The organism is Pseudomonas quasicaspiana (genome assembly GCF_021147825.1).
Lineage (GTDB): Bacteria > Pseudomonadota > Gammaproteobacteria > Pseudomonadales > Pseudomonadaceae > Aquipseudomonas > Aquipseudomonas quasicaspiana.
In genome coordinates this window covers 20,031-42,483 of sequence record NZ_JAGTPI010000035.1, presented here as the reverse complement: position 1 = coordinate 42,483, position 22,453 = coordinate 20,031, and the positions used below count along the sequence as shown (strand labels likewise).

The following is a 22,453-nucleotide window of genomic DNA, read 5'->3' as shown; positions in this document are numbered from 1 at the left end:
GTTCGCTTTCGAAGGTGTATTGCCACAGGAAAACGCCCCTCGTGCGCCTACAGATCCAATGTTTGCTGCGCGACAGCGCGGTGTCAGTGACACCGGGGCGGCACCTGCAGGGCTGGGTTCAATCCAGGATTTGCATTTTTTGACAGGTGCTCCCATTCAATCCAGGAGGTGCGATTTCAACATTTCGAATCTGCAAAAACTCTCGCCGCGCCCACAGCTGTACTGCTGCCTTCAATCAGGTTGACCCACTGACGCATTCGTTTAAGGTGCTTTTACTGGATTAAAAGGAGAATCTCATGCGTATTGGCTTGGTCGGCTACGGCAAAGGCGGGCGCTATTTTCACGCGCCATTGATCGCCAGTCTGCGAGAGGCGACTTTTGTCGGCGTTGTCACTCGATCGGCAGAGCGGCGGGCTGAGCTCGCCCAGGATCATCCTGGCGCCCAGGCTTTTGACAGCCTGGCCGATCTGGTCGCTGCAGGTGTTGATGCTGTAGCGATCTCTACGCCCATGGCTTCCAGGCCAGACTTGATCCGGGAGGCTATTGAGTCAGGCGTTGCTGTGGTCAGCGACAAGCCCTTTGCTGCCGATGCGGCGCAGGCTCAGGCGCTGGTGGAACTGGCCGAGCGCAAAGGAGTGATGCTCAGCGTTTACCAGAACCGTCGCTGGGACTCAGACTTTCTGACCGTGCGTAAACTGATCGACGAGGGGAGGCTGGGTGAGATCACACGCTTTGAATCCCGGGTCGAACGCTATTCGCCTAAATCGGTAGGTAAGGCGGCGGGTGGAGGCATGTTGCGCGATCTGGGCAGCCATCTGGTGGATCAAGCGCTGTTGCTGTTCGGACCGGTGGCGAGGGTTTACGCAGAGCTGGAGTTCTCAGCCCCCGATCAACCTTTCGATCATCAGTTTTTCGTCTCCCTGACCCATGCAAATGGCGTGGTCTCGCATTTGTGGGGCAGTTGTCTGCAAAACGCTCCAGGGCCGCGATTCCGGGTCAGCGGGTCCGGCGGCTGTTACACCGTCGAGGGCCTGGACTGTCAGGAAGAGGCCGCGTTGGCGGGGCTGACGCCAGAGTCGGAAGGCAAGCGCTGGGGCGTTGAAGATCAGCAGCGTTGGGGCTGGTTTTTACAAGGTGAACACCGTGAGCGTGTCCCTACGGAGCGAGGCTGTTGGCCGGAGTTTTACCAGCAACTTCAGGCTGCTCTTGCAGGTGAGGGGGTTAATCCGGTCAATCCACACGACGCGGTCGCGTCGGCAAATGTGCTCGATGCCGCGCGGTTGAGTGCGCTGGAAGGGCGAGTCGTAGGCTTATAGGCCTCAGGCATCCCCCTACCTAATGGCGAATGGCTTTACCTTGATGGCCATTGGCGCTTATATTCGGGAAATCATCAAGGAAGTGGGCATCATTCAGGGCAACTTCGTTCGCACGAGCTGACCAGGACGCTGTCGAATCGCTGCTAAAGGGCCAATCCGGGCCCTTTTTGCTTTGCCGGATTTAATGGAGTGCGGTGATGGCTGGCGTTTATTTGTCGGCTAATTGGCGCTTGTTTAGCAAATGAGTTGCCGACTGCCCAAGGCGGCCTTAGACTGCCGCCCCTCGTAAATTGAGTGCCAGGTGGCGCTTGGAGACTATGGCGCTTTTACGGCATCGCAGAGCCGCTCCTTAATTCGCCTTAATGCACGTTTTTTTTATAGAGAAATCAATGACAAAGGAAAAGTTGCTGGCCATGCCGGCCGATGACTACATGAATGCCGAACAGCATGCTTTCTTCGTCGAGCTGTTGCAGGGTATGAAGGTTGAGATCCACGAGCGCATCGAGCAGAGCCGCATTGCTATCGAGAGCCTGGATACGCCTGCCGATCCTGCCGATGCTGCTTCAGTTGAAGAAGAGCGTCACTGGCTGGTCAATGTGATCGATCGCGATCAGCGCATGCTTCCCCAGTTGGAAATGGCGTTGTCACGCATTGCCGATGACAGCTTTGGCTGGTGTGACGACAGCGGTGAGCCGATTGGTCTCAAGCGCCTGTTGATCAGCCCGACCACCAAGTACTGCATCGAGGCGCAAGAGCGTCACGAGCAGATCGACAAGCATCAGCGTCAAGCCTGATCATGCAGGGCGGTGGGGCCTTATGGTCCCGCCGCCTGTTTGTTCTGCGACGTAAAGCAACTCATACCGCTATGTCCCGGTTTCATCCTCTTCTGTGTTATCCCTCGCCTTCCCGATTGCCAACGCGTAATCATCCTGTTTTCAGCAACCATACTTTATGGCCTGTTGATCGCCCATCCGTTCAGATCCGAAAGCAATATTGAGTCATGGCGAAAAGCCTTTATCTGGCGTCTAATGCAGACACAATAAAGATAAGCATGACGGAGTCGCGCAAATGGTCGCAAACGGAACTGTGGTCAATTCAACGCCTGAGCATCAGCCCGGGAAGGTATCCGGCAATACGCTGCGCGCTTGGTTGATACCTGCATTACAAAGTCTCGCGCTGGGATGTCTCTTCATCGCCATGGGACTTGTTGAGGTGTCGACTTATCTTGCGGTGCCATTGGCGCTTTTGTTCATCTGGCTACCGCGCTTATTTTCAAACGGACCCCAGCCTGTGAATGCGCAGGACGGACGCGCCGAGATCAATCGTCTGACCCGAGACTTGTCGCGTTCTACCAGCCATAACGCGTTATCGGCTGCAGGCGTGGCGTTTTCCGTGAAGCAACTGGCCAGCCGGCTGAAGTCGCAGCTCAGTGCTGCGGAAAAGATTGTCTCCAGCGCCGATGTAATGATCGCGACCGAGCAACAGGCTGCTCAACTCAGTCAGTTGGCGCTCGACGCTTCCGTGGAGATGCGGCAGAGCAGCGAGGCAGGTAGAGGCGTGCTGGGCGAGTCAATCACCCGTATGCACTCACTCAGCAAGCGTGCGGTCAGCAGTCGCCAGTTCATTGAAGAGCTAAGCCAGCGAAGTGAAGAAATCCAGCGCGTGACGCTGGTGATTCAATCCATCGCCAGTCAAACCAATCTGCTGGCCCTTAACGCGGCCATCGAGGCGGCGAGGGCGGGTGAGCATGGCCGCGGCTTCGCCGTAGTCGCCGACGAGGTCCGCGGGCTGGCAGGACGTACCGCCAGCGCAACCGAGGAAGTCGGGCAGATGGTCGCCGATATTCAGAACCGTACTGTGCAGGTGGTTGAACAGATCCGTCAGTTGTCGTCCGATCTGGACAGTGGGGTCGGTCAGGTCGAGCTTACCGGCCAGCACCTTGAGAACATCGCCCGGCTGGCGGCCGGGGTTGAATCGCAAATAGGCGAAATTGCGCAGGGTGCCGAGACCAATCAGGAGCAACTGTCCAGCTTGTTTGTTGCGGTACAGCAGATGCGCAGCGATCTGGCGATCAGCGACGAGCAGACGCGCAAACTGGCTGATGCTGCGGTACAGATGGAAGGTCAGGCTGAAACGATCAGTGAACGCCTGGCGGAGGTTGGGCTGGACGGCTATCACCAGCGTGTCTACGACCTGGCCCGGGAGGGGGCCAGTCAGATTGCGGCAAAATTCGAAGCGGATGTCGACGCAAACCGGATCACGATGAATGACTTGTTCGACCGTAGCTATCAGCCGGTCGCCAATACCCGGCCCGCCAAATTCCAGACCCGCTTTGATCGTTACACCGATGAGGTCTTGCCTGCGATTCAGGAGCCTGTTCTGTCACGTCATGACGGTCTGGTTTTTGTAATTGCCTGCACCCCTGAGGGGTATGTGCCCACCCATAACAAAGCCTTCAGTCAACCGCTGACAGGCGATGTCGCTGTCGATACGGTGAAAAGTCGCAGCAAGCGCAAATTCGATGATCGCACCGGTATTCGCTGCGGCAGTCACCAGCAGGCGGTACTGCTGCAAACCTATACCCGTGACACGGGTGAGCTCATGCATGATTTGTCCGTACCTATTATGGTCAAAGGGCGTCATTGGGGTGGTCTGCGGATGGGCTATAGGCCACAAACGTAACTATTTCTGATTCGCGAACTGTCCAGGCAGGCGATTGAGAAATCAGGCTTTTGTAAAGCACGTCTCATGTTCGGGTTGCCTATTATTGTAAGACTTTGTTGTTTTAATCTTTCAGGGCTGTAGGAGGTTTCTGAAAGTGTTGTGCCCACGTTGACGAAAGTTTATTGCTGCGCAAGATGCTTATATCAAGGTTTTTTAATTGATTTAACGCAGCTTGATGACCTGCTGCGCAATAGGCGGATATGTGATGAAAAATACAAGGAATGTATTGATTGCACAGGGCGCTTCGGGAACTGCAACACTGGGGGTGACCGTACGCGTCGGCGTGTTCTTCGATGGTACAGGGAATAATCGCAGCAACAGCCAGATCGGAGCTGATTGCCGGGCCATGGCCGAGATCAGCGCAAATAAACATATTGCTGAATGTGGTGGGAGGCACAGTGACCCAAACAGCAGTTACAGTAATGATCTAAGTAACATTGCCAGATTGGCGGATCTCTACTGCAATCGACCCGTCGCCAGTAACCTGGGTGACGGTCTTAAAGTGTATTGGCCCATTTATGTGAGCGGGATTGGCACCTTATCCGGGGGGCGTGATTCAGTCTGGCCTGGACAAAGCTTTGGCCGCGGTAGAACCGGCGTTATTTCCAAAGTCTCACGGGCGGTCGAGAAGCTTGGGGCTCTCCTGACGACATTTTCCCAGCACAACCCTGGCTGTTTTATCAGCACTCTGGAACTGGACGTATTTGGTTTCAGTCGGGGGGCTGCTGCTGCCAGGCATTTTGCCAATGAGGTGCTCAAGGAAGATAAAGGCGAGCTGGAGCCCATGCTCAATCGGCGTCGAGTGCCACTGAGTCCTGGCTTTTCCTGGCAGAACGGCAGCGTCAGAATGAAAGTGATCGGCCTGTTTGATACCGTTGCAGCAGTTGGCGGTATCCGGGATATGGGGAATCTTGGAGACGCCCACAATGACAAAGTTAATCTCTACTTGCCCCCCGGGTGCGCCGAGCAGGTTTTGCATCTGGTCGCCCGCGACGAGGAGCGCCGCAACTTTGCGCTCAACAGTGTCCTGCCACATTGGCCAATGGAAATTGTGCTGCCGGGAGTGCATTCGGATATCGGCGGTGGCTACCATCCGCAGATGATCGAGAAGGTACTGTTGACCCGACCGATCTGGAGTTTTGTAGAGGGTGCGACTCCCAACGAATCAACCCAGGCCTGGCAGCAGGCGTTTGCAGAAATGAAGGGCATGGATCAGGCTGCGTTGATTGATCCAAAAGACGCTGAAGCTTCACTGTCTATAGCCTGCAAGGAACGCCCGACCAAAGGACCTTACAACAGGGGCGTCGGCAAGGCGGTGATGGCTGCTGTTTGCTTGCAGCGTCAGGTGTTCGGACACCTGTCCAGAGTCCATCTGCGTGTCATGCATGCGCTTGCGTGTGATGAGGGCGTTCCCTTTAATCCCATTCCTGGCTCACAGGATTTCCTGATCCTGCCTGAACTGCAAGGTGTCGCCCGCAAGCTGATTGCCTATGCCCGAGGGGCGGCTTACTCACTTGATGCAGAAGAGGAACAAATGCTGCGTCGTCGTTACATCCATCGATCTGCGCACTGGGATGCATTGATCGACAGCCGTCACAAATTCAACGACGCTCTGTTTGTGCATGCGCCGCAAAGTGGGGGGCGTGTTCGTTGGCCGAATCAGGAGGGGCGAGGTTAGCTTCACTGGAGATCTTATAGCTGCAAAAGCAATGGCCCCGGTTAACCGGGGCCATTTTTTGCGAGAGTTTACTTGGCTTCGTGGAGCAGCGCGTTCAACTCGTCAACTACCGGGGCCCAATCGTCATCCAGCAACAATTTCTCCTTGAGGCAGTCGCGTTGCGGCTGCGTCCAGAACTCTGCCTCGGATACCTTGACGTCACCATGCAGCGGACCATGCTCATCAACAAACGCATCGATGCTCTCCTGGTCTGAATTCAGGCCCAGTTGTTCAAACAAGGTGGCCAGGGTCGGTGTTTCCAAATCCATATCATCTCCTAGGCGGGCTTGACCCGATCTGTCGGTTGCACGCTTGAAGCTGCGTAAAGCATCTGAGCGTATCCATGACCCAAGAGTTCGACGCAAATAGCGTCAGGTGTTCAATGCGCCGGCATCAACGGCATCTTTCAGTTCCCTGGCTGACTCCTGGGCCGCTTTGGCCGCCAGGTCTGCGGTTTTGAACCAACGGTCTTTTTCTACCTGATGACAGGAAATGGTATTTACAGATTGCTTGGCGCGCATGACGATGACGGCCTGAAACTCACCTTCTACTTCTCTGGATTCACCCCAGATAAAAAACTCGCCGATATCAAATTCAGTCACTGCTTATCTTCCCCTGGATGACGAGTTGCTTTCGACCTGAGCTTGCGTGCGCAGGACAGCATTCTTGATGCAGGCGAGTATGGCAGTTGTTGACCGTCGCTGGCCGCCTTTAGTCGCAGCAATTAGAAATGCTCTGTCGTCTCGCATGAAGATTGGAGTAGGAATGTGCCCTGAAGGGCGATGCATAATGCTCTTCATGTTGTCTGAATGGACTACATCTGTCGATATGCACAAAACGGATATAGGCGGCAGGCATCTCCAACCGGTAGAATCCCCCGAATGCCAGCGCTCATCGCGCTTTCGGTATCGTCGACGTTCTCTGCACAAGCACCCCTGGCCTGGGTTGGCGGTGCCATGTGGCTGCAATTGCTGCAAGAGCACGCAAGGGAACTGCCCGTCTGATGCGCTACAACAAGGTAGCGATAGCTTTTTCTGACCGTCCGGTTGTCTCCGGACGGGATCATTTTCAAGTTGGGGGTTTTAACTTTGGCAGTAAGTAATCTGGAGACACACGCGCTGTTCGTGCTTGGTGATCTGCGGGCGAAGTTGGTAAAACAGTTCCAGTCCCGTTTTGTTTATGTCTGCGAGCAGTCTGCTGAGGGCATTTACATCGCTGAAATCGATACTGAAACAGCGCTGGTTGTCGACGACAAGCCGCGGCTTGAGCTGAAGGTCGGCGATCATTTTCGCGCAGCCGTATTGCCCAGCCGAGAAGGCGGAAAATTCGAAATCAAGTTTCGTGAAATCAAACTGACCGTCTATGGCCTTGGCGAATATGCCTATGTCGATATTCCTGAAGGGCACGGTATCGTGTTCAAGGAAGGTCAGAGCATCATGATGGTCTTTGCAGCCCACGAGCAATTGCAGGGCGGATTGACCAAGACCCTGAAGACTGCGACCACCAAAGCTGCAAAGTGGCGCAAGGGCGAGCTGACCTTCAAGGCCAGCGAGTAAACCCGGCAGGCAGCGACTCAGCTGCCGCTGGAGTCACCTTGCTGACCACCACTGCTGACTTCCGGTGGCACATCGTCGCCCGCCATGCGCTTACGAAACAGCCCGGTGCGGGCGAGCAGCAGAGTGGTCACCGGGACGGTGATAGCAAGCAGCACCGGAATCAGCCACGCGTGGATCACCGGTTCTGACTTGAGCGCCGAGAAGTACACAATCGAGGCGAGCGCAACACACCAGGCACCCAGTGTCGAGGCCAGCGCAGGCGGATGCATGCGTTGAAAAAAGTCCTTCAGGCTCAGCAAGCCCAGTGCGCCGGTCAGGGCGAACAGACTGCTGGCGATCAGCAGTATGGCGGTGAGGATTTCGACCCAGAAGGGCAGCACCACTGTCGAGTTCATTCGATCACTTCTCCACGCAGCAGGAATTTGGCCAGGGCAAAAGAGCCGACAAAGCCAAACAGTGCAATCAACAAAGCAGCCTCGAAATAGGTATCACTGGCATAACGAATGCCCAGTACCAGCATCATCAGCATGGCGATGATGTAGAGGTAATCCAGAGCCAGTACCCGATCCTGAGCCGAGGGGCCCTTGAACAGGCGAATCAGGGTGAAGACCATGGCCAGAGCGAAGATGAACAAGCTGGCCAGAATGGCATTGCCGAGCAAGGCACTCATTGGAAAATCTCCATCAGCGGGCGCTCATAGGTAGTTTTGAAATGCTCGATAAACTGCGCCTCATCTTCCAGATCGAAAACATGCATGAGCAGTACGCTGCGGTCCAGCGCAAGTTCTGACCAGACGGTCCCTGGAACCACCGTGGTGATAATGGCCAGGGCTGCCAGACCATTGGCGTTGTGCAGGTCCAGCGGGACTTTTACAAAGGCCGAGCGCGGTGGGCGTCGTTTTACATTCCAGACTCTCCAGCCCACCTCCAGATTCGAGCCAATGACATCGCGACCCACAAGAAAGAACAGTTTGAAGATCACGCCCGGTCGTTTGATGCTCACAGGCAACGGGCGAAGTGGAGACATCAGCAGAGGGGCGAGGAAACCCAGCACGGCTGCCAGAATCAGATTGCCGGGACTGATCGAGAGATTCAGTACCAGCCACAGCACCGCCAGTGCAAGGGAGAACCACGGAGCAGGGAAATAACGCTTCATGGTTGCACCGCCGAGACTGCAGTGTCACTGACCGGCCCGGGCAACGGCCGGGTGGCCATTACCGATTGAATGTACTGTTTGGGTTCGTGCAGCGCGGCGGCCGTGTCGCGGGTATAACGCAGCAGCGGTTCGGCCTGGAATGTCAGGGTGATACACAAGCCCAGCAGGATCACGATGGGCACGCACTCATAGTGCCGCAGCAGCGGCGAAGGGCGTTCCTGTGGGGTCCAGAAGCGCTGGATGCCGATCCTGGAGAAGGCCATCAGCGAAGCAAGGCCGGAGAAAATCAGCAAACCCACCAGCAACCAGCCCTGGCTCGAAATCGTTTCGTCCTGGGCCACATCCAGTCCAAGCGGGTTAAGCAGCGCGCTGAGCAACGTCAATTTGCCGATAAATCCGGAAAGCGGCGGCATGCCGATGATCAGCAAGGCGCAGGCAATGAAGCTCAAGCCAATAAATGCCACGGTCATCGGGATTACCTGACCGACCACGGCTTTCTGCTGGTCATCAAGGTTGGTGCCTGGCGGTGGATTCAATGATTCCACGGTCCGCGGTAACTGGTCGGCATCGTCTTCCAGTGGCAACTCATTGGCTGAGCGCGAGCGTTCGATGAGTTCAGCGATAAGAAACATGGCGCTGAGTGCCAGGGTCGAGCTGACCATGTAAAACAGCGCGCCTGCTGTGAGGCTTGGCTGGGCGAAACCGATGGCGGACAAGAGAATGCCGGCCGAGACGAGAATGCTCAGCGCTGCCATACGCTCCAGGCGTTGTGCCGCGATGATTGCCACTGCTGCGGTAAGAATTGTTGCCATACCGCCATAGATCAGCCAGTCGCCGCCAAAGAACGCAGAAGGGCCAGCCTGAACTGAAAACAGCAAGGTCCAGAGCCGCAGCAAGGTGTAAATGCCGACCTTGGTCATGATCGCGAAAATAGCTGCCACGGGCGCACTGGCGGCGGAGTAGGCGGGCACCAGCCAGAAGTTCAGCGGCCACATGCCAGCCTTGGTCAGGAATGCCACCGCAAGAATCGCGGCGCCGGCGTGCAGCAGGCCCAGATCGGCCTCCGGTACCTGCGGAATCTTGATGGCCAGGTCAGCCATGTTCAGTGTGCCGGTCACGCCATAGATTAGGGCGGCGCCAATCAGGAACAGCGAGGACGCCAGCAGGTTGATCGCAATGTAATGCAAGCCTGCGGAGACGCGGGCACGGCCCGAGCCGTGCAGCATCAGGCCGTAGGAGGCCGCGAGCATGACTTCAAAAAACACGAACAGGTTGAACAGATCGGCGGTGAGGAATGCCCCATACAGGCCCATCAGTTGAATCTGGAACAAGGCGTGGAAGCTGGAACCGGCGCGGTCCCAGCGAGCCAGGGCGAAGAGCAGGGCGCACACACCGACGATGCCAGTCAGCACCAGCATCATTGCCGACAGGTGATCCACCACCAGCACAATGCCAAACGGCACTTCCCAGTTACCGGGCAAGTAAACGCCTATTGAGCCCGTGGTACCGGTTTTCTGTACCCACATGAACAAGGTGACAGAAATGGCCAGGCCGAGGATGCTCGAAAGCAGATTGATCCGCGCTTTGAGCGGGCGGTGTTTCTCACCGAGCCAGAGCATGATCGCAGCCGTCAACAACGGCAGCAGAATCGGTGCCACGATCAGTTGATTCATCAACGTCATTCTTTGGGCTCCCGGCCGTCAACGTGGTCGGTGCCGGTCAACCCTCTGGACGCCAGCAGCAGCACCAGAAACAGCGCGGTCATGGCAAAGCTGATTACGATGGCGGTCAGCACCAGTGCCTGGGGCAGCGGGTCGGTGTAATTCAGCAGGTCCTGAGGAACGCCGTCCTTGATGATCGGCTCCCGGCCGATGAACAGGCTGCCCATGCTGAAGATGAACAGGTTGACGCCGTAGGACAGCAGGCAAAGGCCCATGACCACCTGGAAGGTCCGCGGACGCAGGATCAACCAGACGCCCGAGGCCGCCAGTACGCCGATGGCAATCGCGATAACTTCTTCCATCAGGAGGCTCCTTGTTGTGCGGCGACAATGTCGGCGATTGGGTTCGGCACCGGTTTGGGCAGCGAAGTAGGTCGGTGGCTACGCACCGACTGGTGCGCCAGTGCCGTGAGAATCAGCAGTGTCGATCCCACGACAACCGCGTAGACCCCTACATCAAAAAACAACGCGCTCGCGACATGGATATCGCCCAGCAACGGCAGGTCCAGATGCGCGGTGTGGGTGGTCATGAACGGATAACCCAGGAACATCGAGCCCAGACCGGTGCCAATCGCAAACAACAAGCCGGTGCCCATCCAGCGCAGTGGCCGCAGGCTCATCTGAGCCTCCACCCACTGCGTACCCGCGACCATGTATTGCAGAATAAAGGCCACGGACATCACCAGACCGGCGACAAAACCGCCCCCCGGCTGGTTGTGCCCACGCATGAACAGGTACATCGAAATCACCACAGCAATCGGCAGCAGCAGGCGCACCAGTACTGCCGGAACCATCATGAAGCCCAGCGCGGTATCACTGGCGCTGCGCGGATTGACCAGGTCAGTTACCACATCCGGAGCCAGCAAACGCTGCTGGGCGGGTAACGGAATACTTTCCTTGGGCGGACGGAAGCGGCGCAGCAGGGCAAACACAGTCAAGGCCACAGCCGCCAGCACGGTGATTTCGCCGAAGGTGTCGAAACCCCGGAAATCCACCAGCATCACGTTCACCACATTGCTGCCACCGCCTTCGGGAATGGCGCGGCTGAGATAGAACGAGGAAATGGTGTTGGGCGTCGCACGCGTCAGCATCGCGTAGGACAGCAGCGCCATGCCACCGCCGACCAGTGCCGACAGAATGAAGTCGCGAACCCGACGATTTCGTGCGCGGACCCGGCTGCTGAGCGAAGGCGCCACGTTCTCGTTACGTCGTGGCAGCCAACGCAGCCCCAGCAGGATCAAGACTGAGGTGACTACTTCCACCACCAGTTGTGTAAGGGCCAGATCGGGTGCGGAGAACCAGACGAATGTCACGCAGGTCATCAGCCCGCAAACACTGACCATCACGACGGCCGCCAGGCGGTGGTACTTGCCTTGCCAGGCCGCGCCCAGTGCACAGGCGATTGCGATCAGCCACAACGTGACGAAGACGCCCGAACCCGGAATCTTCGGCCGGTCGCCCCACGTCAGGCCACTGAAATACATCGGGATAAAACCGCCAATCAGTGCTGCCAACACCACCAGAAATAACTGAGGTTGCAGGCGACGGGTACTGATGAGACTTTCGAAACGCCGTGCCCAGCGGGTCATGATCACCAGCGAACGCTCGAAGAAGCGCTTGCCGTTCATGCGCTGCACCAGCGGCGGGCCGGTGAAGCGGTTCTGTTTGAACGAGTTGCGCAGCAACAGATAGAGCAGCACGCCGCCAGCCATGGCAATCAGGCTCATGATCATGGGGGCGTTCCAGCCGTGCCAGATGGCCAGGCTGTACTCAGGCAGCGTGCCGCCTACGACAGGTTGCGCCGCGGCAGCCAGCAACGGTGCCACGGATTGCGAAGGGAAGATCCCGACGATCACACAGGCGATCACCAGAAACTCCACTGGCGCACGCATCCAGCGCGGAGGCTCATGAGGTGTGTGGGGCAGATTGGTCGCTTTCGGACCGAAGAAGACATCGACGGTGAAGCGCAATGAATAAGCAACACTGAACGCCCCGGCGATGGTGGCGATCACCGGCAAAGCCATCTCTACCCAGGCCGAGGAGCTGACGAATACTGTTTCAGCGAAAAACATTTCCTTGGACAGGAAACCGTTCAACAGGGGTACGCCCGCCATCGACGCGCTGGCGACCATGGCCAGCGTCGCGGTATAGGGAATCAGGGTGACAAGTCCACTCAGTTTGCGGATGTCCCGCGTGCCGCTTTCGTGGTCGATAATCCCTGCGGCCATGAACAGCGAGGCTTTGAAGGTCGCGTGGTTGAGAATGTGGAAGACTGCCGCGACCGCTGCCAGTGGGCTGTTCAAGCCCAGCAGCAGGGTAATCAACCCCAGGTGGCTAATAGTTGAATAGGCCAGCAGGCCCTTGAGGTCATTCTGGAAAATCGCTGCGTAGGCACCGATGATCAGGGTGCAGGCACCTGCACCGCTGACGATCCAGAACCATTGCTCGCTGCCGGAAAGGGCAGGCCAGAAACGCGCCAGTAGAAACACGCCTGCCTTGACCATGGTCGCCGAGTGCAGATACGCCGACACCGGCGTCGGGGCCGCCATCGCGTGGGGTAGCCAGAAGTGGAACGGGAACTGCGCACTTTTGCTTAATGCGCCTATCAGGATCAGGGTCAGCAAGACCGGGTACAAGGCGTGGGCGCGGATCGCTTCGCCTGAGGCCAGCACGCGGTCCAGATCATAGCTGCCCACGACATGACCGAGCAGCATGACGCCTACCAACAGCGCGAGACCGCCTGCACCGGTGACCATCAATGCCATATAAGCACCGCGTCGAGCGTCTGCCCGATGGTGCCAGTAGCCAATCAGCAGGAATGAGAAAAGACTGGTCAGCTCCCAGAAGAACACGATCTGAATCAGATTGCCGGAAATCACCAGACCCAGCATGGCGCCCATAAACGCCAGGAAGAACGCAAAAAACCGCGGCACCGGATCATCCGGAGACATGTAGTAGCGGGCGTATAACGAAACCAGCGTGCCGATGCCCAGCACCAGCATCGAGAACATCCAGGCGAAGCCGTCCATGCGCAGGACGAAATTCAACCCCAGACTGGGTAGCCAGAAATATTCTTCGCGGATCACACCGCCGTCGACGATTTGCGGGTACCACAAGGCAACCTGAATCGCCCCGGTAACGGCCACAAGGCCGGCGAGAATGGATTCAGCGTTACGCGCGTTGTGCGGCAAAAATGCCGCCAGACAGCTGCCGATGAAAGGCAGAAGCAGTAGAACTATCAGAGACATAGGCTTCTAATCTGCAGGGAAATGTCAAGGATCATACGTGCTGGACTGTGTAACACCAAACGCCAAGGTGTCGCAGAATCCTACAGACCTTGTAGGCAGAAGCTGAGTTCTGTTTATTTATAGCCGGATTTTTCGCGTGTTAATCCGTTTCTTTAAACACCGGGTCGGTTCCGGTCTGTTCTTCAGTGGATGCCGTGGTGGATGCGGTGCGGCGTTTCATTTCACTGACGATCACCGCCGCGACGATGAGCGCTGCGCCAATTAACGCGACGCCGGGTAGGCGCTCACCGGCAAGGCGACCAAAGATTCCGGCCCACACCGGCTCACCGGCATAGATTACAGTGGCGCGGGTTGGGGAAACGGTCTTCTGTGCCCAGTTCATGGCCACTTGAATCACTGCGCTCATGGCCCCGAGCCCCACCGCGCTGATGACCAGCATCCAGGAAAAATCCGGCAAGGCCTCGCCCGTCGGTACGATCATCAGGAATGACAGCAATGAAGCGGTAGCCAGTTGCACCACGGTGACCCGGCGCACGTCGACCTTGCCACCGTAAGCACTGATCATGATGATCTCGGCGGCCACTGCAATCGCGCAGATGATCGTCGCTATTTCCCCCGCGCTGAATTGCAGACTTGCTCCGGATGGCCCCGACAGCAAGATCAGCCCGGTAAAGGCCAGACAGATCCCCACGCTGGGCATCAACCCCGGCCGACGTCCCAGTACCAGCCATTGCAGCAGCGGTACGAAAGGGACATAAAGCGCCGTAATAAAAGCTGACTGGCTGCTGGGAATAGTTTGCAAACCGATGGTCTGTAATCCGTAGCCAAGCATGATGGCCGCACCGATCGCGACCCCGGCTTTTATTTCAAGCAGGGTCATGCCGCGCAACACGCTTAACGAACACAGCGCGACGATGATTGCCGCCGCTGCAAAGCGCAGGCCTACGAAAAACATCGGGCCGCTGACGGTCATGGCGTGTTGTACGATCAGAAATGTGCCGCCCCACAGCAGGGTGATCAGGATCAGTACAACTTCAGCTTTGCTGATACGGGGCTTGATAGAGGTAGACTTCATGCTTCTCACTGGCGTTTACAGGCTTGCGTGATACATCGACCTGAGTTTTAAAGCTGGGCAGTATACTGCGCAATGATTTCGAGAGAATAAAATATTGAGCAACGATAATTCGCAACGCGCCCCGGTTTTGCAGCACGTCAGTCAAAACGTGCGACGGTTGCGCAACGGGCAGGACATGAGCCAGACCGCGCTGGCGGAAAAATCCGGGGTCAGTCGGCGCATGCTGGTGGCCATTGAGGCGGGGGAGAAAAACGTCAGCCTTGCGACCCTTGATCGCGTCGCCGAAGCGCTGGATGTAGCGTTCAGCGATCTGATTCAGGCTCCTGAGCATCGTGACCCCAGTCGCATCAACGAGGTGGCCTGGGCCGGATCGATACCGGGCAGCCGTGCAGTCCTTTTGGCCAAAGCCACAGCCAGACGTGAAGTCGAACTCTGGGAGTTCTGTCTGGAGCCGGGAGAGGCGTATCAGTCCGAGGCCGATCCTGACGGCTGGAGTGATCAGGTTTATGTGGTCGAAGGGCACCTGACCGTCATTCTGGTGGAGCGCACACAGGCAGTCGGTCCGGGGGAGTTTTTCATGTTTGCCAGCAACCAGGCCCACTGTTATCGCAACGACGGGCAGGTCCGGGTGCGATTCGTCCGTAACGTCGTACTGTGAGCTGTTGCCTGATAAACAGGTAATCAACAGTTGTGTTGGCTCAGCATCTTATTCAATAACGGCGCGCGGCTGATCTGTCGTGAACAGCGGGTTGAGCCGCGGGCACGGGCTGTGCATTGAACGCACTGTTGATATCGACCCCGGCTTGAGATTTTAGAAGAGCGAACCTGATCTATGAGTTCCAGCGACAAACACCCGGCTGACGTTTTGATTATTGGCGGCGGCCTGAGCGGCAGCATGCTGGCGGTTCAGTTGCTGCGCCTGCCGGGCAACCGGCGCATCTCTATCATTGAAACGCGTAGCGAACTGGGCCGGGGCGAGGCCTACAGCGCCACGGAGTTGGGGCATACGCTCAATGGCAACGCGGCGCGCATGAGTGTCGATCCGGACAACGCCGACGACTTGACCCAATGGCTGACGCAATTCATCGCGGAAGGTGGCTGGCCCGAATCCTTTGAGCAGGATGTGCCAGTGGCTGAGCTGTTTCCGCCACGGGGTATTTTTGGCCTGTATGTGCAGCAGCGTCTGGCCGAGGCTCGATCAATTGGCTCGCGTTACGGTTCAAGTGTCGAGCATGTGCGCGGTGAGGTGGTCGACCTGGAAACCCAGGCGCAGGGGGTGACGCTGAGTCTGGCGGACGGTCAGTCCCTGCACGGGCGTTTTGCGGTTTTGGCTACGGGAATGTACGCCGCGTCCCGCACCCCGCAACGGCAGTCCGACGGACTGAATGCTGCTGCGGTAGATCCGTGGGATGTCAGCGCGATGCGGCAACTCGATCCGCAGGCGCGGGTGCTGATCATTGGTTCCGGGCTAACTATGGTCGATGCGGTGGTGTCGTTGCAGCAGTCCGGGCATCGCGGCCCTGTCGATATATTTTCCCGGCATGGGTTGCTGCCTCATGTGCGTCGGCAGCCGCCAGCCTGGGTGGATTTTCTCGGCGAAGATCACACCCTTCGCAGCCCTCGGCAGTTGCTGCGCAAAGTGCGCGAGCAATGTGCGCAGGCGATTGAAAGGGGAGTCGACTGGCAAGCGCCACTGGATACCGTGCGGGCTAACATCGGCCGGTTATGGCATCAGGCCCCGGATGTGCAGCGCCGCCAGTTCGTGCGCCACGTGCGGCCATGGTGGGAAAGCCATCACCATCGCTCACCGCCGCTGAGCGCTGCACTGCTTGCGCAACTGATTGATCAAGGACGAGTGACGATTCAGGCCGCTTCGTTGCAAGGGTTTGAGGTCCTGCCTTCGGGGCAGTTGCAGATTCGTATTCGACACCGTGGTCAGGCTGAAACTTCAACGATCGTGGGGGATGCGCTGATCAATTCCACGGGCATCGAATACGACTGGCGACGCGTGGATCGGCCTTTGCCTCGACAACTGCTGGCGCGAGGCATGATTCAACCTGGCCCGCTGGCGCTGGGCATCGCCGCCGACCAGGGCGGAGCGGTGCTGGATGCGCAAGGGCGGGTGTCTGACCGGTTGTTCGCCATGGGCCCGCCATTGCGGGGGCTGTGGTGGGAAAGTACGGCCGTGACTGATGTAGCGCTGCAAGCCAAGGCGTTGGCGGGGCGGTTGGTCGGAACTCATTTGGCTAAAGGCCTTACGCCTATATCGTCCGGATGCGGCCCAGACCAAGCCCTGCTCCAACGAAGTAACGCCTGTTGGAACGGCCTCAGGTCCGGCACGATACAGGCGCTGAAACTCTTCAATCCTGATCCAGCAAAACCGGGCCATTTCCCTGTTCGCCCAGTTTGTCCCCCCAGTTGCGCAGCGGGCAGGCTTGCATCGACAGGCAGCCACAGCCGATGCAACCGGTGAGCTGATCGCGCAGGTCTGTCAGGCGCGCGATGCGGTCGTCGAGTTCTTCCTTCCACTGGGCCGACAATTTGTTCCAGTCAGCCGCAGTCGGCGTGCGTTTTTCCGGCAGTGTTTGCAGGGCGGCATGGATGCTGGCCAACGGGATACCCAGTCGCTGGGCGACCTTGATCAGAGCCACTCGCCGCAGCATTTCTCTGGGGTAGCGGCGTTGATTGCCCGCATTGCGCTGGCTGCTGATCAACCCCTTGGTTTCATAAAAGTGCAGGGCGGTGACCGCAACCCCACTGCGGGCCGCCAATTGGCCGACGGTCAACTGCTTACTCGCAGGGCCAGATTTTTTGCTGGTTATCATAAGTGACTGCTTGACCTCTAGTTAAGTAGAGGTTTTACCCTTCGAGGCCTCGGTTGGCAATACTCCGTTATCACGGCAAACACGACCTGTGAAACACGCATTGGACCTGTAGGAGCTCACCGAGGTTACGAGGCCAGCGATGACGGAGTGTCAGGTAAACCGTTATCGCTGGCCTCGTAACCTCGGTGAGCTCCTACAGGTCGGGGGGCAGCCTGGGAATTTGCATTTGTTTGACAGGAGGCAGTCATGGCGTCAGCAGAAGAGAACCTTCGCTTCAACCAGCTCATTGAATTCACCGTAAGTCCCGCTCAACAATCCGGACTGGTAACGGCCCTGACCGAGCAAGTCGAGCGCTATACCTGCACGTATCCCGGTTTTATCAGTGCCACCGTTCAAGTCAGTGATGATGGCTGCAGAGTGCTTGCGCAGACGCTCTGGCAATCACGGCGAGCCAGTGAAGAGGCGCTGCTCAATGCCGAGGCGAATGAGCAGGATTTCATGACGTTGCTGCGTCGGCATCAGGTCAGTGCAGTGACCTTCAATAGCTGGCAGGTCTCTCGGACTATCCAGGCCAGAAGCTGACAGGCAGAGCACTGTTCAGACTGAAACCTGCATCACCCGGTCACCCTGCAAGTTTTCGCCGGGCCGTCGTTTGTTCACCGCCAGTTCCCCGATCTTGATCAGGCGGGTACGGGTGACATTGCGGGTCAAGCCCAGCAATGCGGCGGTGTGAACCTGGTTGCAGTGACTGAAGCGGTAGGCTGCCCGCAGCAACGCGTCTTCGACTTTTTCGTGCAGCGCCCCAGCCTGTTCCTCGAACAGTTTATGGAAGGCTCGCTCCAGTAGTGCGTCGACAGATTCGTCGTTTGCAGGTTGATCGTCCTGGCGCTCGATACGCAAATTCGACAGACGCAGGTCATCACGTTGAATCAATCCATCACGGCAGATCAGCAGCGTGTGATGAATGACGTTTTCCAGCTCGCGAATGTTCCCGGGCCAGCTATAACTTTGCAGTTTGCGCTCGGCTTCGGCGGTAATCCGGATCGGCCCATATCCCAGCCGAAGGCTGTAGGCGTCGATAAAGTGCCTGACCAGCGGCAGGATATCGCCGGGACGTTCGCGCAACGGTTGCAGTTCGAGGTTGACCACATCCAGTCGGTAATACAGATCCTCGCGGAAATGCCCGGCATTGATCGCTTTCTCCAACTGCACGTTGGTTGCCGCCAGTACCCTGACATTGATGGGAATACTTTTGCGCGAGCCCAGCCTTACGACCTCCCGCTCTTGCAGCACCCGCAGCAGCTTGACCTGAATCGGCATGGGCAGATCGCCGATTTCATCGAGAAACAGCGTGCCGCCATTGGCCTCTTCGAACCATCCCGCCTTGGCGTTCAAGGCGCCAGTGAACGCGCCTTTCTCGTGGCCGAACAGCTCGGCCTCCACCAGTGACTCGGCAAATGCGCCGCAATTAACGGCAACGAACGGCTGGTTACGACGGTCGCTCAGGCTATGGATATGCCGCGCAACCAACTCCTTGCCGGTGCCGGTTTCGCCAATGATCAATACGCTGGCGTCGCTGGGTGCGACCTGCTTGAGGTGAGCCAGCAACGCTTTTGATTTTGGGTCTTCGAACACCTGGGCCGTGGCGCGGATTGAAGTCGCCAGTGCGGGGTTCGGCGGTAGGGTCAGTAGCTGCATGGTGATCACTTCTTGTATGAGGCAAGCCAGAGCGTTGCCAGCCAGGTAAACGCGATCCCGTGGGAGCGAATTCATTCGCGAAGAGGCCGGTACATCCGCTGGAGATTCGTCGACATCCCACAGGCCTTCCGCTATCCGAAAGCGCGATGTCAGTTCTCGTTAACTGCCTATTTCTGCGGCGGCAAATCGTTGGCAATCATTTCCCCGAACGGTCCGGTCAGGTTGGTGATTCCACGTCCGGCCAGGCTGCGATACGGCTCGGGCAGCAACGGGAAAACCAGTTCGGCAAAACGGTAGGCTTCTTCCAGATGCGGGTAGCCGGAGAAGATGAAGCTCTCGATTCCCAGATCGGCGTATTCCTTGATGCGTTCGGCGACTTCCTGCGGATTACCGACCAATGCAGTACCCGCGCCACCCCGAACCAGGCCCACGCCTGCCCACAGGTTTGGCGCGATTTCCAGATTGTCCCGGCGGCCATCGTGCAAGGCTGCCATGCGGCGCTGGCCTTCGGAGTCAAAGCGCGAGAAGGATTTCTGTGCAGCCGCGATCGTTTCGTCGCTGATGTGCTCGATCAGCGTGCTGGCCGCTTTCCATGCTTCTTCACTGGTTTCGCGGACGATAACGTGCAAGCGAATACCAAACTTCACCGTGCGACCTTTACGTGCTGCGCGCTCGCGGACATCGGCGAGTTTTTCGGCTACGGCAGCTGGCGGTTCGCCCCAGGTCAGGTAAACATCCACTTGATCTGCAGCCAGTTCATGGGCGGCTTCGGACGAGCCCCCGAAGTACAACGGCGGATAAGGTTTCTGAATCGGCGGATACAGCGCCTTGGCGTTTTGTACGCGCAGATGTTTGCCTTCGAAATCCACGGCTTCGCCTTGCAAAACACGACGCCAGATCTGCAGGAATTCATCGCTGACTTCGTAGCGTTCGCTGTGATCGAGGAAGCTGCCGTCACCGCGGTTTTCGTCCGGATCACCGCCGGTTACCACGTTGATCAGCAGGCGGCCGCCAGACAAACGATCCAGGGTTGCCGCCATACGCGCCGAGACAGTCGGTGAAATGATCCCGGGACGAATCGCCACCAGATACTTCAGCTTTTCAGTCAGCGGCACCAGCGCAGAAGCGATCACCCAAGAGTCTTCACAGGAGCGCCCGGTCGGGATCAGCACGCCATAGTAGCCCAGATCGTCCGCTGCCTGAGCCACCTGCTTGAGGTAGTTCAAGGTCACCGGACGAGCACCTTTGGTGGTACCCAGAAAATGGCCGTCGCCGTGAGTCGGAAGAAACCAGAAAACATCCATGACAAAACCCTTGAGCCGCACGCGGCGCTGATGTGTTGGATGGCTGTTGCTCAGCCAGCAGTAGGTGGCTAGTTATAAAGGCAAGGATTTATTCCTCAAAAGAACGGATATCCATATTTTTATATCTTTATCGAATATGAGCTTTCTTGGCACGCAGCGTCCATTTTTTAAGGGGGCAAACCAAACGAGCAGGTTGACAGTTTGGCAACGAATATCTAAGGTTGCCAAAAATTCAACCGGGATGATGGATGAGGGTTTTCAAGAAGATTGCGTTTGATGACGCTTCAAGGCGGTATCCCAATGATGCTGCGAACCTTGATGCCACCTATCGCTTGCTGTGCAGGTCAATAGCCGAGACTTCCAGCGAACTCAAAAGCACATTCAATACGCTGGATCGCTTCACCCACAGAAACGGCTGGTACGTGATCGATATCGGCGGCAACAATTTGCGTTTGATTGCCGCTATTGAATTCAGCAAGCAACTTGTTTTCGTGAAGCACATCTACACCCATGCCGAATACACCAAGGCCAACAAGTGGTACCAAAAGCAGAAGACGGGGATCCGACTATGAGTCCTGCATCAGCTGAACGAACCGTAGATAAAACAGCCATTCGCGAATTGGCACAGCGTATGGAAACACTTCGCCTGGACATGGATCGTCTGGGCGCGCACTTCATGCATCACATTGATTCGCCCGAGGACTATCAACAGGCGTTGAAGGTTATCGATGAACTCACCGATGGTCAGGAACTGACATCTGTCGAAAGCAATTTACTCGAGATTCTTTGTGACACCGTTGAGCGTTATGAAAGCAAAGCGCCGCAGTTTTCAGCGTTTAATGCGCGTATAGCCGGGTTGACGGAAGTGGACCTGCTCAAGGCATTGATGCTGCAAAACCAGTTAACCGGTGCAGATCTTCCGGAAATTGGTGATAAAAGCGTGGTGTCGCGCATTCTCAGCGGCCAGCGTCGTTTGACCATCGAGATGGTCGCCCGGCTTGCAGCGCGGTTCCACGTCGATCCCGGAGCATTCGTGCCCCGCGTCGGGTAAGGTCATAGCTGAATGCGTTGAAGAAACCCGCTGAGGCGGGTTTTTTCATGCTCCACAACACCCCGTCACTCCCCTCGAAACTTTTGTCCCATCGCCCCGGTCACTCTAAACACCTCATAAAGGGAATCAGGCGATGGCAAGGGCAATCTGGAAGGGCGCGATCAGTTTCGGGCTGGTGCATATCCCCGTCGCGCTGGTTTCGGCGACGTCTTCACAGGGGGTTGATTTTGACTGGCTGGACAAACGCAGCATGGATCCGGTGGGCTACAAGCGCATCAACAAGGTCACTGGCAAAGAGATGACCAAGGAAAACATCGTCAAGGGCGTGCAATACGAGAAGGGCCGCTACGTGGTCCTCAGCGAAGAGGAGATTCGCGCCGCCCACCCCAAGTCGACCCAGACCATTGAAATTTTTGGTTTCGTCGCGGGTGATCAGATTCCGCTGCAAAACATCGAGACGCCTTACTACCTGGCCCCCGACAAACGGGGTGAAAAGGTTTACGCATTGCTGCGCGAAACCCTCGTGCAAACCAAAAAAGTCGCCTTGGCCAATGTGGTCCTGCATACCCGCCAGCATCTGGCCGCGGTGATGCCGCTGGAATCGGCCATGGTCCTGGTTTTACTGCGCTGGCCGTCGGAAGTGCGTGGTCTGGACACTCTGGAACTGACCGATGCGGTGACCGACGTGAAGCTCAATAAAAGCGAGCTGGCCATGGCCAAGCGGCTGGTGGAAGACATGAGCGCCGACTGGACGCCGGAGGACTACCGCGACACGTTCCAGGATCAAATCATGGGGCTGGTGGAAACCAAGGCTCGGGAAGGCAAGCTCGAAAGTGTCGAAACCGAGCCTGAAGACACTGATCGCAAAAGCGCTGATGTCATCGACCTTACCGAACTGCTTAAACGTAGCCTTGCGGGTAAAGGGTCGGTCAGCAAAAAACCGGCAAAACCTGCCGCCAAAAAAGCCGAGCCTGCAGAAAAGGCCCCGGCCAAACGTCGTACACCACCTCGCAAGAAAACCACCAAGGCATCTTGAGGAGTATTGCCTGACGTCGCAGAGGATC

General features: G+C 57.2%; 22 protein-coding genes and 2 pseudogenes. 12 read left to right on the top strand and 12 right to left on the bottom strand.

Annotated features, from left to right (window positions below):
- Window positions 1–296 precede the first annotated feature (296 nt).
- From KDX30_RS19050 to KDX30_RS19035, 4 genes and pseudogenes are all read left to right on the top strand, one after another.
- The gene (locus KDX30_RS19050) at window positions 297–1,316 is read left to right on the top strand and encodes a Gfo/Idh/MocA family protein (RefSeq protein WP_231677205.1); all 1,020 of its coding nucleotides are present in this window, start codon (window positions 297–299) and stop codon (window positions 1,314–1,316) included.
- 389 nt (window positions 1,317–1,705) lie between these two features.
- The gene (locus KDX30_RS19045; RefSeq protein ID WP_027897818.1) at window positions 1,706–2,110 is read left to right on the top strand and encodes a TraR/DksA family transcriptional regulator; all 405 of its coding nucleotides are present in this window, start codon (window positions 1,706–1,708) and stop codon (window positions 2,108–2,110) included.
- 868 nt (window positions 2,111–2,978) lie between these two features.
- Window positions 2,979–3,998: pseudogene (locus KDX30_RS29860) on the top strand (methyl-accepting chemotaxis protein); the annotation flags it as partial.
- A gap of 247 nt (window positions 3,999–4,245) precedes the next feature.
- A complete protein-coding gene (locus KDX30_RS19035) occupies window positions 4,246–5,718 on the top strand; it encodes a T6SS phospholipase effector Tle1-like catalytic domain-containing protein (RefSeq protein WP_231677203.1) in 1,473 nt (490 codons plus the stop codon).
- 68 nt (window positions 5,719–5,786) lie between these two features.
- Here KDX30_RS19035 and KDX30_RS19030 read toward each other — a convergent pair whose 3' ends face one another.
- Both KDX30_RS19030 and KDX30_RS19025 read right to left on the bottom strand, forming a co-directional pair.
- A complete protein-coding gene (locus tag KDX30_RS19030) occupies window positions 5,787–6,026 on the bottom strand; it encodes a DUF2789 family protein (RefSeq protein WP_231677202.1) in 240 nt (79 codons plus the stop codon).
- Between the two features lie 102 nt (window positions 6,027–6,128).
- Complete coding sequence (locus tag KDX30_RS19025; protein ID WP_027899362.1) at window positions 6,129–6,359, bottom strand: hypothetical protein; 231 nt, start codon at window positions 6,357–6,359, stop codon at window positions 6,129–6,131.
- A gap of 279 nt (window positions 6,360–6,638) precedes the next feature.
- On the opposite strand from KDX30_RS19025, the gene KDX30_RS29520 reads away from it, so the two are divergent.
- Window positions 6,639–6,761: a hypothetical protein gene (locus KDX30_RS29520; RefSeq protein WP_255879230.1), complete on the top strand. Its 123-nt coding sequence runs from the start codon at window positions 6,639–6,641 to the stop codon at window positions 6,759–6,761.
- Between the two features lie 84 nt (window positions 6,762–6,845).
- A complete protein-coding gene (locus tag KDX30_RS19020) occupies window positions 6,846–7,313 on the top strand; it encodes a hypothetical protein (RefSeq protein WP_027899363.1) in 468 nt (155 codons plus the stop codon).
- Window positions 7,314–7,330: 17 nt separating this feature from the next.
- Here KDX30_RS19020 and KDX30_RS19015 read toward each other — a convergent pair whose 3' ends face one another.
- From KDX30_RS19015 to KDX30_RS18985, 7 genes are all read right to left on the bottom strand, one after another.
- On the bottom strand, window positions 7,331–7,708 hold the full coding sequence (locus KDX30_RS19015; protein ID WP_027899364.1) for a Na+/H+ antiporter subunit G: 378 nt from the start codon (window positions 7,706–7,708) through the stop codon (window positions 7,331–7,333).
- A complete protein-coding gene (locus KDX30_RS19010; protein ID WP_027899365.1) occupies window positions 7,705–7,983 on the bottom strand; it encodes a K+/H+ antiporter subunit F in 279 nt (92 codons plus the stop codon). The genes KDX30_RS19015 and KDX30_RS19010 overlap by 4 nt, the downstream gene beginning before the upstream one ends.
- On the bottom strand, window positions 7,980–8,468 hold the full coding sequence (locus KDX30_RS19005) for a Na+/H+ antiporter subunit E (RefSeq protein WP_027899366.1): 489 nt from the start codon (window positions 8,466–8,468) through the stop codon (window positions 7,980–7,982). The genes KDX30_RS19010 and KDX30_RS19005 overlap by 4 nt, the downstream gene beginning before the upstream one ends.
- The gene (locus KDX30_RS19000) at window positions 8,465–10,150 is read right to left on the bottom strand and encodes a monovalent cation/H+ antiporter subunit D (protein WP_027899367.1); all 1,686 of its coding nucleotides are present in this window, start codon (window positions 10,148–10,150) and stop codon (window positions 8,465–8,467) included. Before KDX30_RS19000 ends, KDX30_RS19005 begins: the two co-directional genes overlap by 4 nt.
- Window positions 10,147–10,491 carry a Na+/H+ antiporter subunit C gene (locus tag KDX30_RS18995; protein WP_027899368.1) on the bottom strand — a complete coding sequence of 115 codons (345 nt, stop codon included), beginning with the start codon at window positions 10,489–10,491 and terminating at the stop codon, window positions 10,147–10,149. The genes KDX30_RS19000 and KDX30_RS18995 overlap by 4 nt, the downstream gene beginning before the upstream one ends.
- Window positions 10,491–13,436, bottom strand: coding sequence for a monovalent cation/H+ antiporter subunit A (locus KDX30_RS18990; RefSeq protein WP_027899369.1), 2,946 nt, complete (start codon window positions 13,434–13,436; stop codon window positions 10,491–10,493). The genes KDX30_RS18995 and KDX30_RS18990 overlap by 1 nt, the downstream gene beginning before the upstream one ends.
- Window positions 13,437–13,575: 139 nt before the next feature.
- Entirely contained in the window at window positions 13,576–14,511 is a 936-nt protein-coding gene (locus KDX30_RS18985) for a DMT family transporter (protein ID WP_027899370.1), read from the bottom strand.
- Between the two features lie 94 nt (window positions 14,512–14,605).
- Between KDX30_RS18985 and KDX30_RS18980 the strand changes: the two genes are divergently transcribed.
- Both KDX30_RS18980 and KDX30_RS18975 read left to right on the top strand, forming a co-directional pair.
- A complete protein-coding gene (locus KDX30_RS18980) occupies window positions 14,606–15,169 on the top strand; it encodes a helix-turn-helix domain-containing protein (RefSeq protein WP_231677201.1) in 564 nt (187 codons plus the stop codon).
- Window positions 15,170–15,343: 174 nt separating this feature from the next.
- Window positions 15,344–16,741: pseudogene (locus KDX30_RS18975) on the top strand (FAD/NAD(P)-binding protein); the annotation flags it as partial.
- Window positions 16,742–16,871: 130 nt separating this feature from the next.
- Here KDX30_RS18975 and soxR read toward each other — a convergent pair.
- On the bottom strand, window positions 16,872–17,336 hold the full coding sequence (gene soxR, locus KDX30_RS18970) for a redox-sensitive transcriptional activator SoxR (RefSeq protein ID WP_231677200.1): 465 nt from the start codon (window positions 17,334–17,336) through the stop codon (window positions 16,872–16,874).
- Between the two features lie 246 nt (window positions 17,337–17,582).
- On the opposite strand from soxR, the gene KDX30_RS18965 reads away from it, so the two are divergent.
- Window positions 17,583–17,918, top strand: coding sequence for an antibiotic biosynthesis monooxygenase (locus KDX30_RS18965; RefSeq protein WP_231677199.1), 336 nt, complete (start codon window positions 17,583–17,585; stop codon window positions 17,916–17,918).
- Window positions 17,919–17,933: 15 nt separating this feature from the next.
- Here the strand turns inward: KDX30_RS18965 and KDX30_RS18960 are convergent, their stop codons facing one another.
- A complete protein-coding gene (locus KDX30_RS18960; protein WP_231677198.1) occupies window positions 17,934–19,034 on the bottom strand; it encodes a sigma-54 interaction domain-containing protein in 1,101 nt (366 codons plus the stop codon).
- A gap of 167 nt (window positions 19,035–19,201) precedes the next feature.
- Window positions 19,202–20,338, bottom strand: a complete 1,137-nt coding sequence (gene ssuD, locus KDX30_RS18955) for an FMNH2-dependent alkanesulfonate monooxygenase (RefSeq protein WP_231667530.1) — start codon at window positions 20,336–20,338, stop codon at window positions 19,202–19,204.
- 248 nt (window positions 20,339–20,586) lie between these two features.
- On the opposite strand from ssuD, the gene KDX30_RS18950 reads away from it, so the two are divergent.
- The 3 genes from KDX30_RS18950 (at window position 20,587) to ku (ending at window position 22,425) form a co-directional block, all read left to right on the top strand.
- Window positions 20,587–20,910, top strand: a complete 324-nt coding sequence (locus tag KDX30_RS18950; RefSeq protein ID WP_231677197.1) for a type II toxin-antitoxin system HigB family toxin — start codon at window positions 20,587–20,589, stop codon at window positions 20,908–20,910.
- Entirely contained in the window at window positions 20,907–21,389 is a 483-nt protein-coding gene (locus tag KDX30_RS18945; RefSeq protein ID WP_122705020.1) for a helix-turn-helix domain-containing protein, read from the top strand. The genes KDX30_RS18950 and KDX30_RS18945 overlap by 4 nt, the downstream gene beginning before the upstream one ends.
- Window positions 21,390–21,522: 133 nt before the next feature.
- On the top strand, window positions 21,523–22,425 hold the full coding sequence (gene ku, locus KDX30_RS18940) for a non-homologous end joining protein Ku (RefSeq protein WP_027899379.1): 903 nt from the start codon (window positions 21,523–21,525) through the stop codon (window positions 22,423–22,425).
- Window positions 22,426–22,453: the final 28 nt, after the last annotated feature.

Excerpts from the sequence above, each read along its gene's own strand:
- KDX30_RS19045 (WP_027897818.1), top strand. The coding sequence starts at position 1,706 with ATGACAAAGGAAAAGTTGCTGGCCATGCCGGCCGATGACTACATGAAT.
- KDX30_RS18945 (WP_122705020.1), top strand. The coding sequence starts at position 20,907 with ATGAGTCCTGCATCAGCTGAACGAACCGTAGATAAAACAGCCATTCGC.
- KDX30_RS19030 (WP_231677202.1), bottom strand. The coding sequence starts at position 6,026 with ATGGATTTGGAAACACCGACCCTGGCCACCTTGTTTGAACAACTGGGC.
- ku (WP_027899379.1), top strand. The coding sequence starts at position 21,523 with ATGGCAAGGGCAATCTGGAAGGGCGCGATCAGTTTCGGGCTGGTGCAT.
- KDX30_RS19015 (WP_027899364.1), bottom strand. The coding sequence starts at position 7,708 with ATGAACTCGACAGTGGTGCTGCCCTTCTGGGTCGAAATCCTCACCGCC.
- soxR (WP_231677200.1), bottom strand. The coding sequence starts at position 17,336 with ATGATAACCAGCAAAAAATCTGGCCCTGCGAGTAAGCAGTTGACCGTC.
- KDX30_RS19000 (WP_027899367.1), bottom strand. The coding sequence starts at position 10,150 with ATGACGTTGATGAATCAACTGATCGTGGCACCGATTCTGCTGCCGTTG.
- KDX30_RS18960 (WP_231677198.1), bottom strand. The coding sequence starts at position 19,034 with ATGCAGCTACTGACCCTACCGCCGAACCCCGCACTGGCGACTTCAATC.
- KDX30_RS19035 (WP_231677203.1), top strand. The coding sequence starts at position 4,246 with ATGAAAAATACAAGGAATGTATTGATTGCACAGGGCGCTTCGGGAACT.
- KDX30_RS19005 (WP_027899366.1), bottom strand. The coding sequence starts at position 8,468 with ATGAAGCGTTATTTCCCTGCTCCGTGGTTCTCCCTTGCACTGGCGGTG.
- KDX30_RS18965 (WP_231677199.1), top strand. The coding sequence starts at position 17,583 with ATGGCGTCAGCAGAAGAGAACCTTCGCTTCAACCAGCTCATTGAATTC.
- KDX30_RS18990 (WP_027899369.1), bottom strand. The coding sequence starts at position 13,436 with ATGTCTCTGATAGTTCTACTGCTTCTGCCTTTCATCGGCAGCTGTCTG.
- KDX30_RS18995 (WP_027899368.1), bottom strand. The coding sequence starts at position 10,491 with ATGGAAGAAGTTATCGCGATTGCCATCGGCGTACTGGCGGCCTCGGGC.
- KDX30_RS18985 (WP_027899370.1), bottom strand. The coding sequence starts at position 14,511 with ATGAAGTCTACCTCTATCAAGCCCCGTATCAGCAAAGCTGAAGTTGTA.
- KDX30_RS29520 (WP_255879230.1), top strand. The coding sequence starts at position 6,639 with ATGCCAGCGCTCATCGCGCTTTCGGTATCGTCGACGTTCTCTGCACAA.
- KDX30_RS18950 (WP_231677197.1), top strand. The coding sequence starts at position 20,587 with ATGAGGGTTTTCAAGAAGATTGCGTTTGATGACGCTTCAAGGCGGTAT.
- ssuD (WP_231667530.1), bottom strand. The coding sequence starts at position 20,338 with ATGGATGTTTTCTGGTTTCTTCCGACTCACGGCGACGGCCATTTTCTG.
- KDX30_RS19050 (WP_231677205.1), top strand. The coding sequence starts at position 297 with ATGCGTATTGGCTTGGTCGGCTACGGCAAAGGCGGGCGCTATTTTCAC.
- KDX30_RS19010 (WP_027899365.1), bottom strand. The coding sequence starts at position 7,983 with ATGAGTGCCTTGCTCGGCAATGCCATTCTGGCCAGCTTGTTCATCTTC.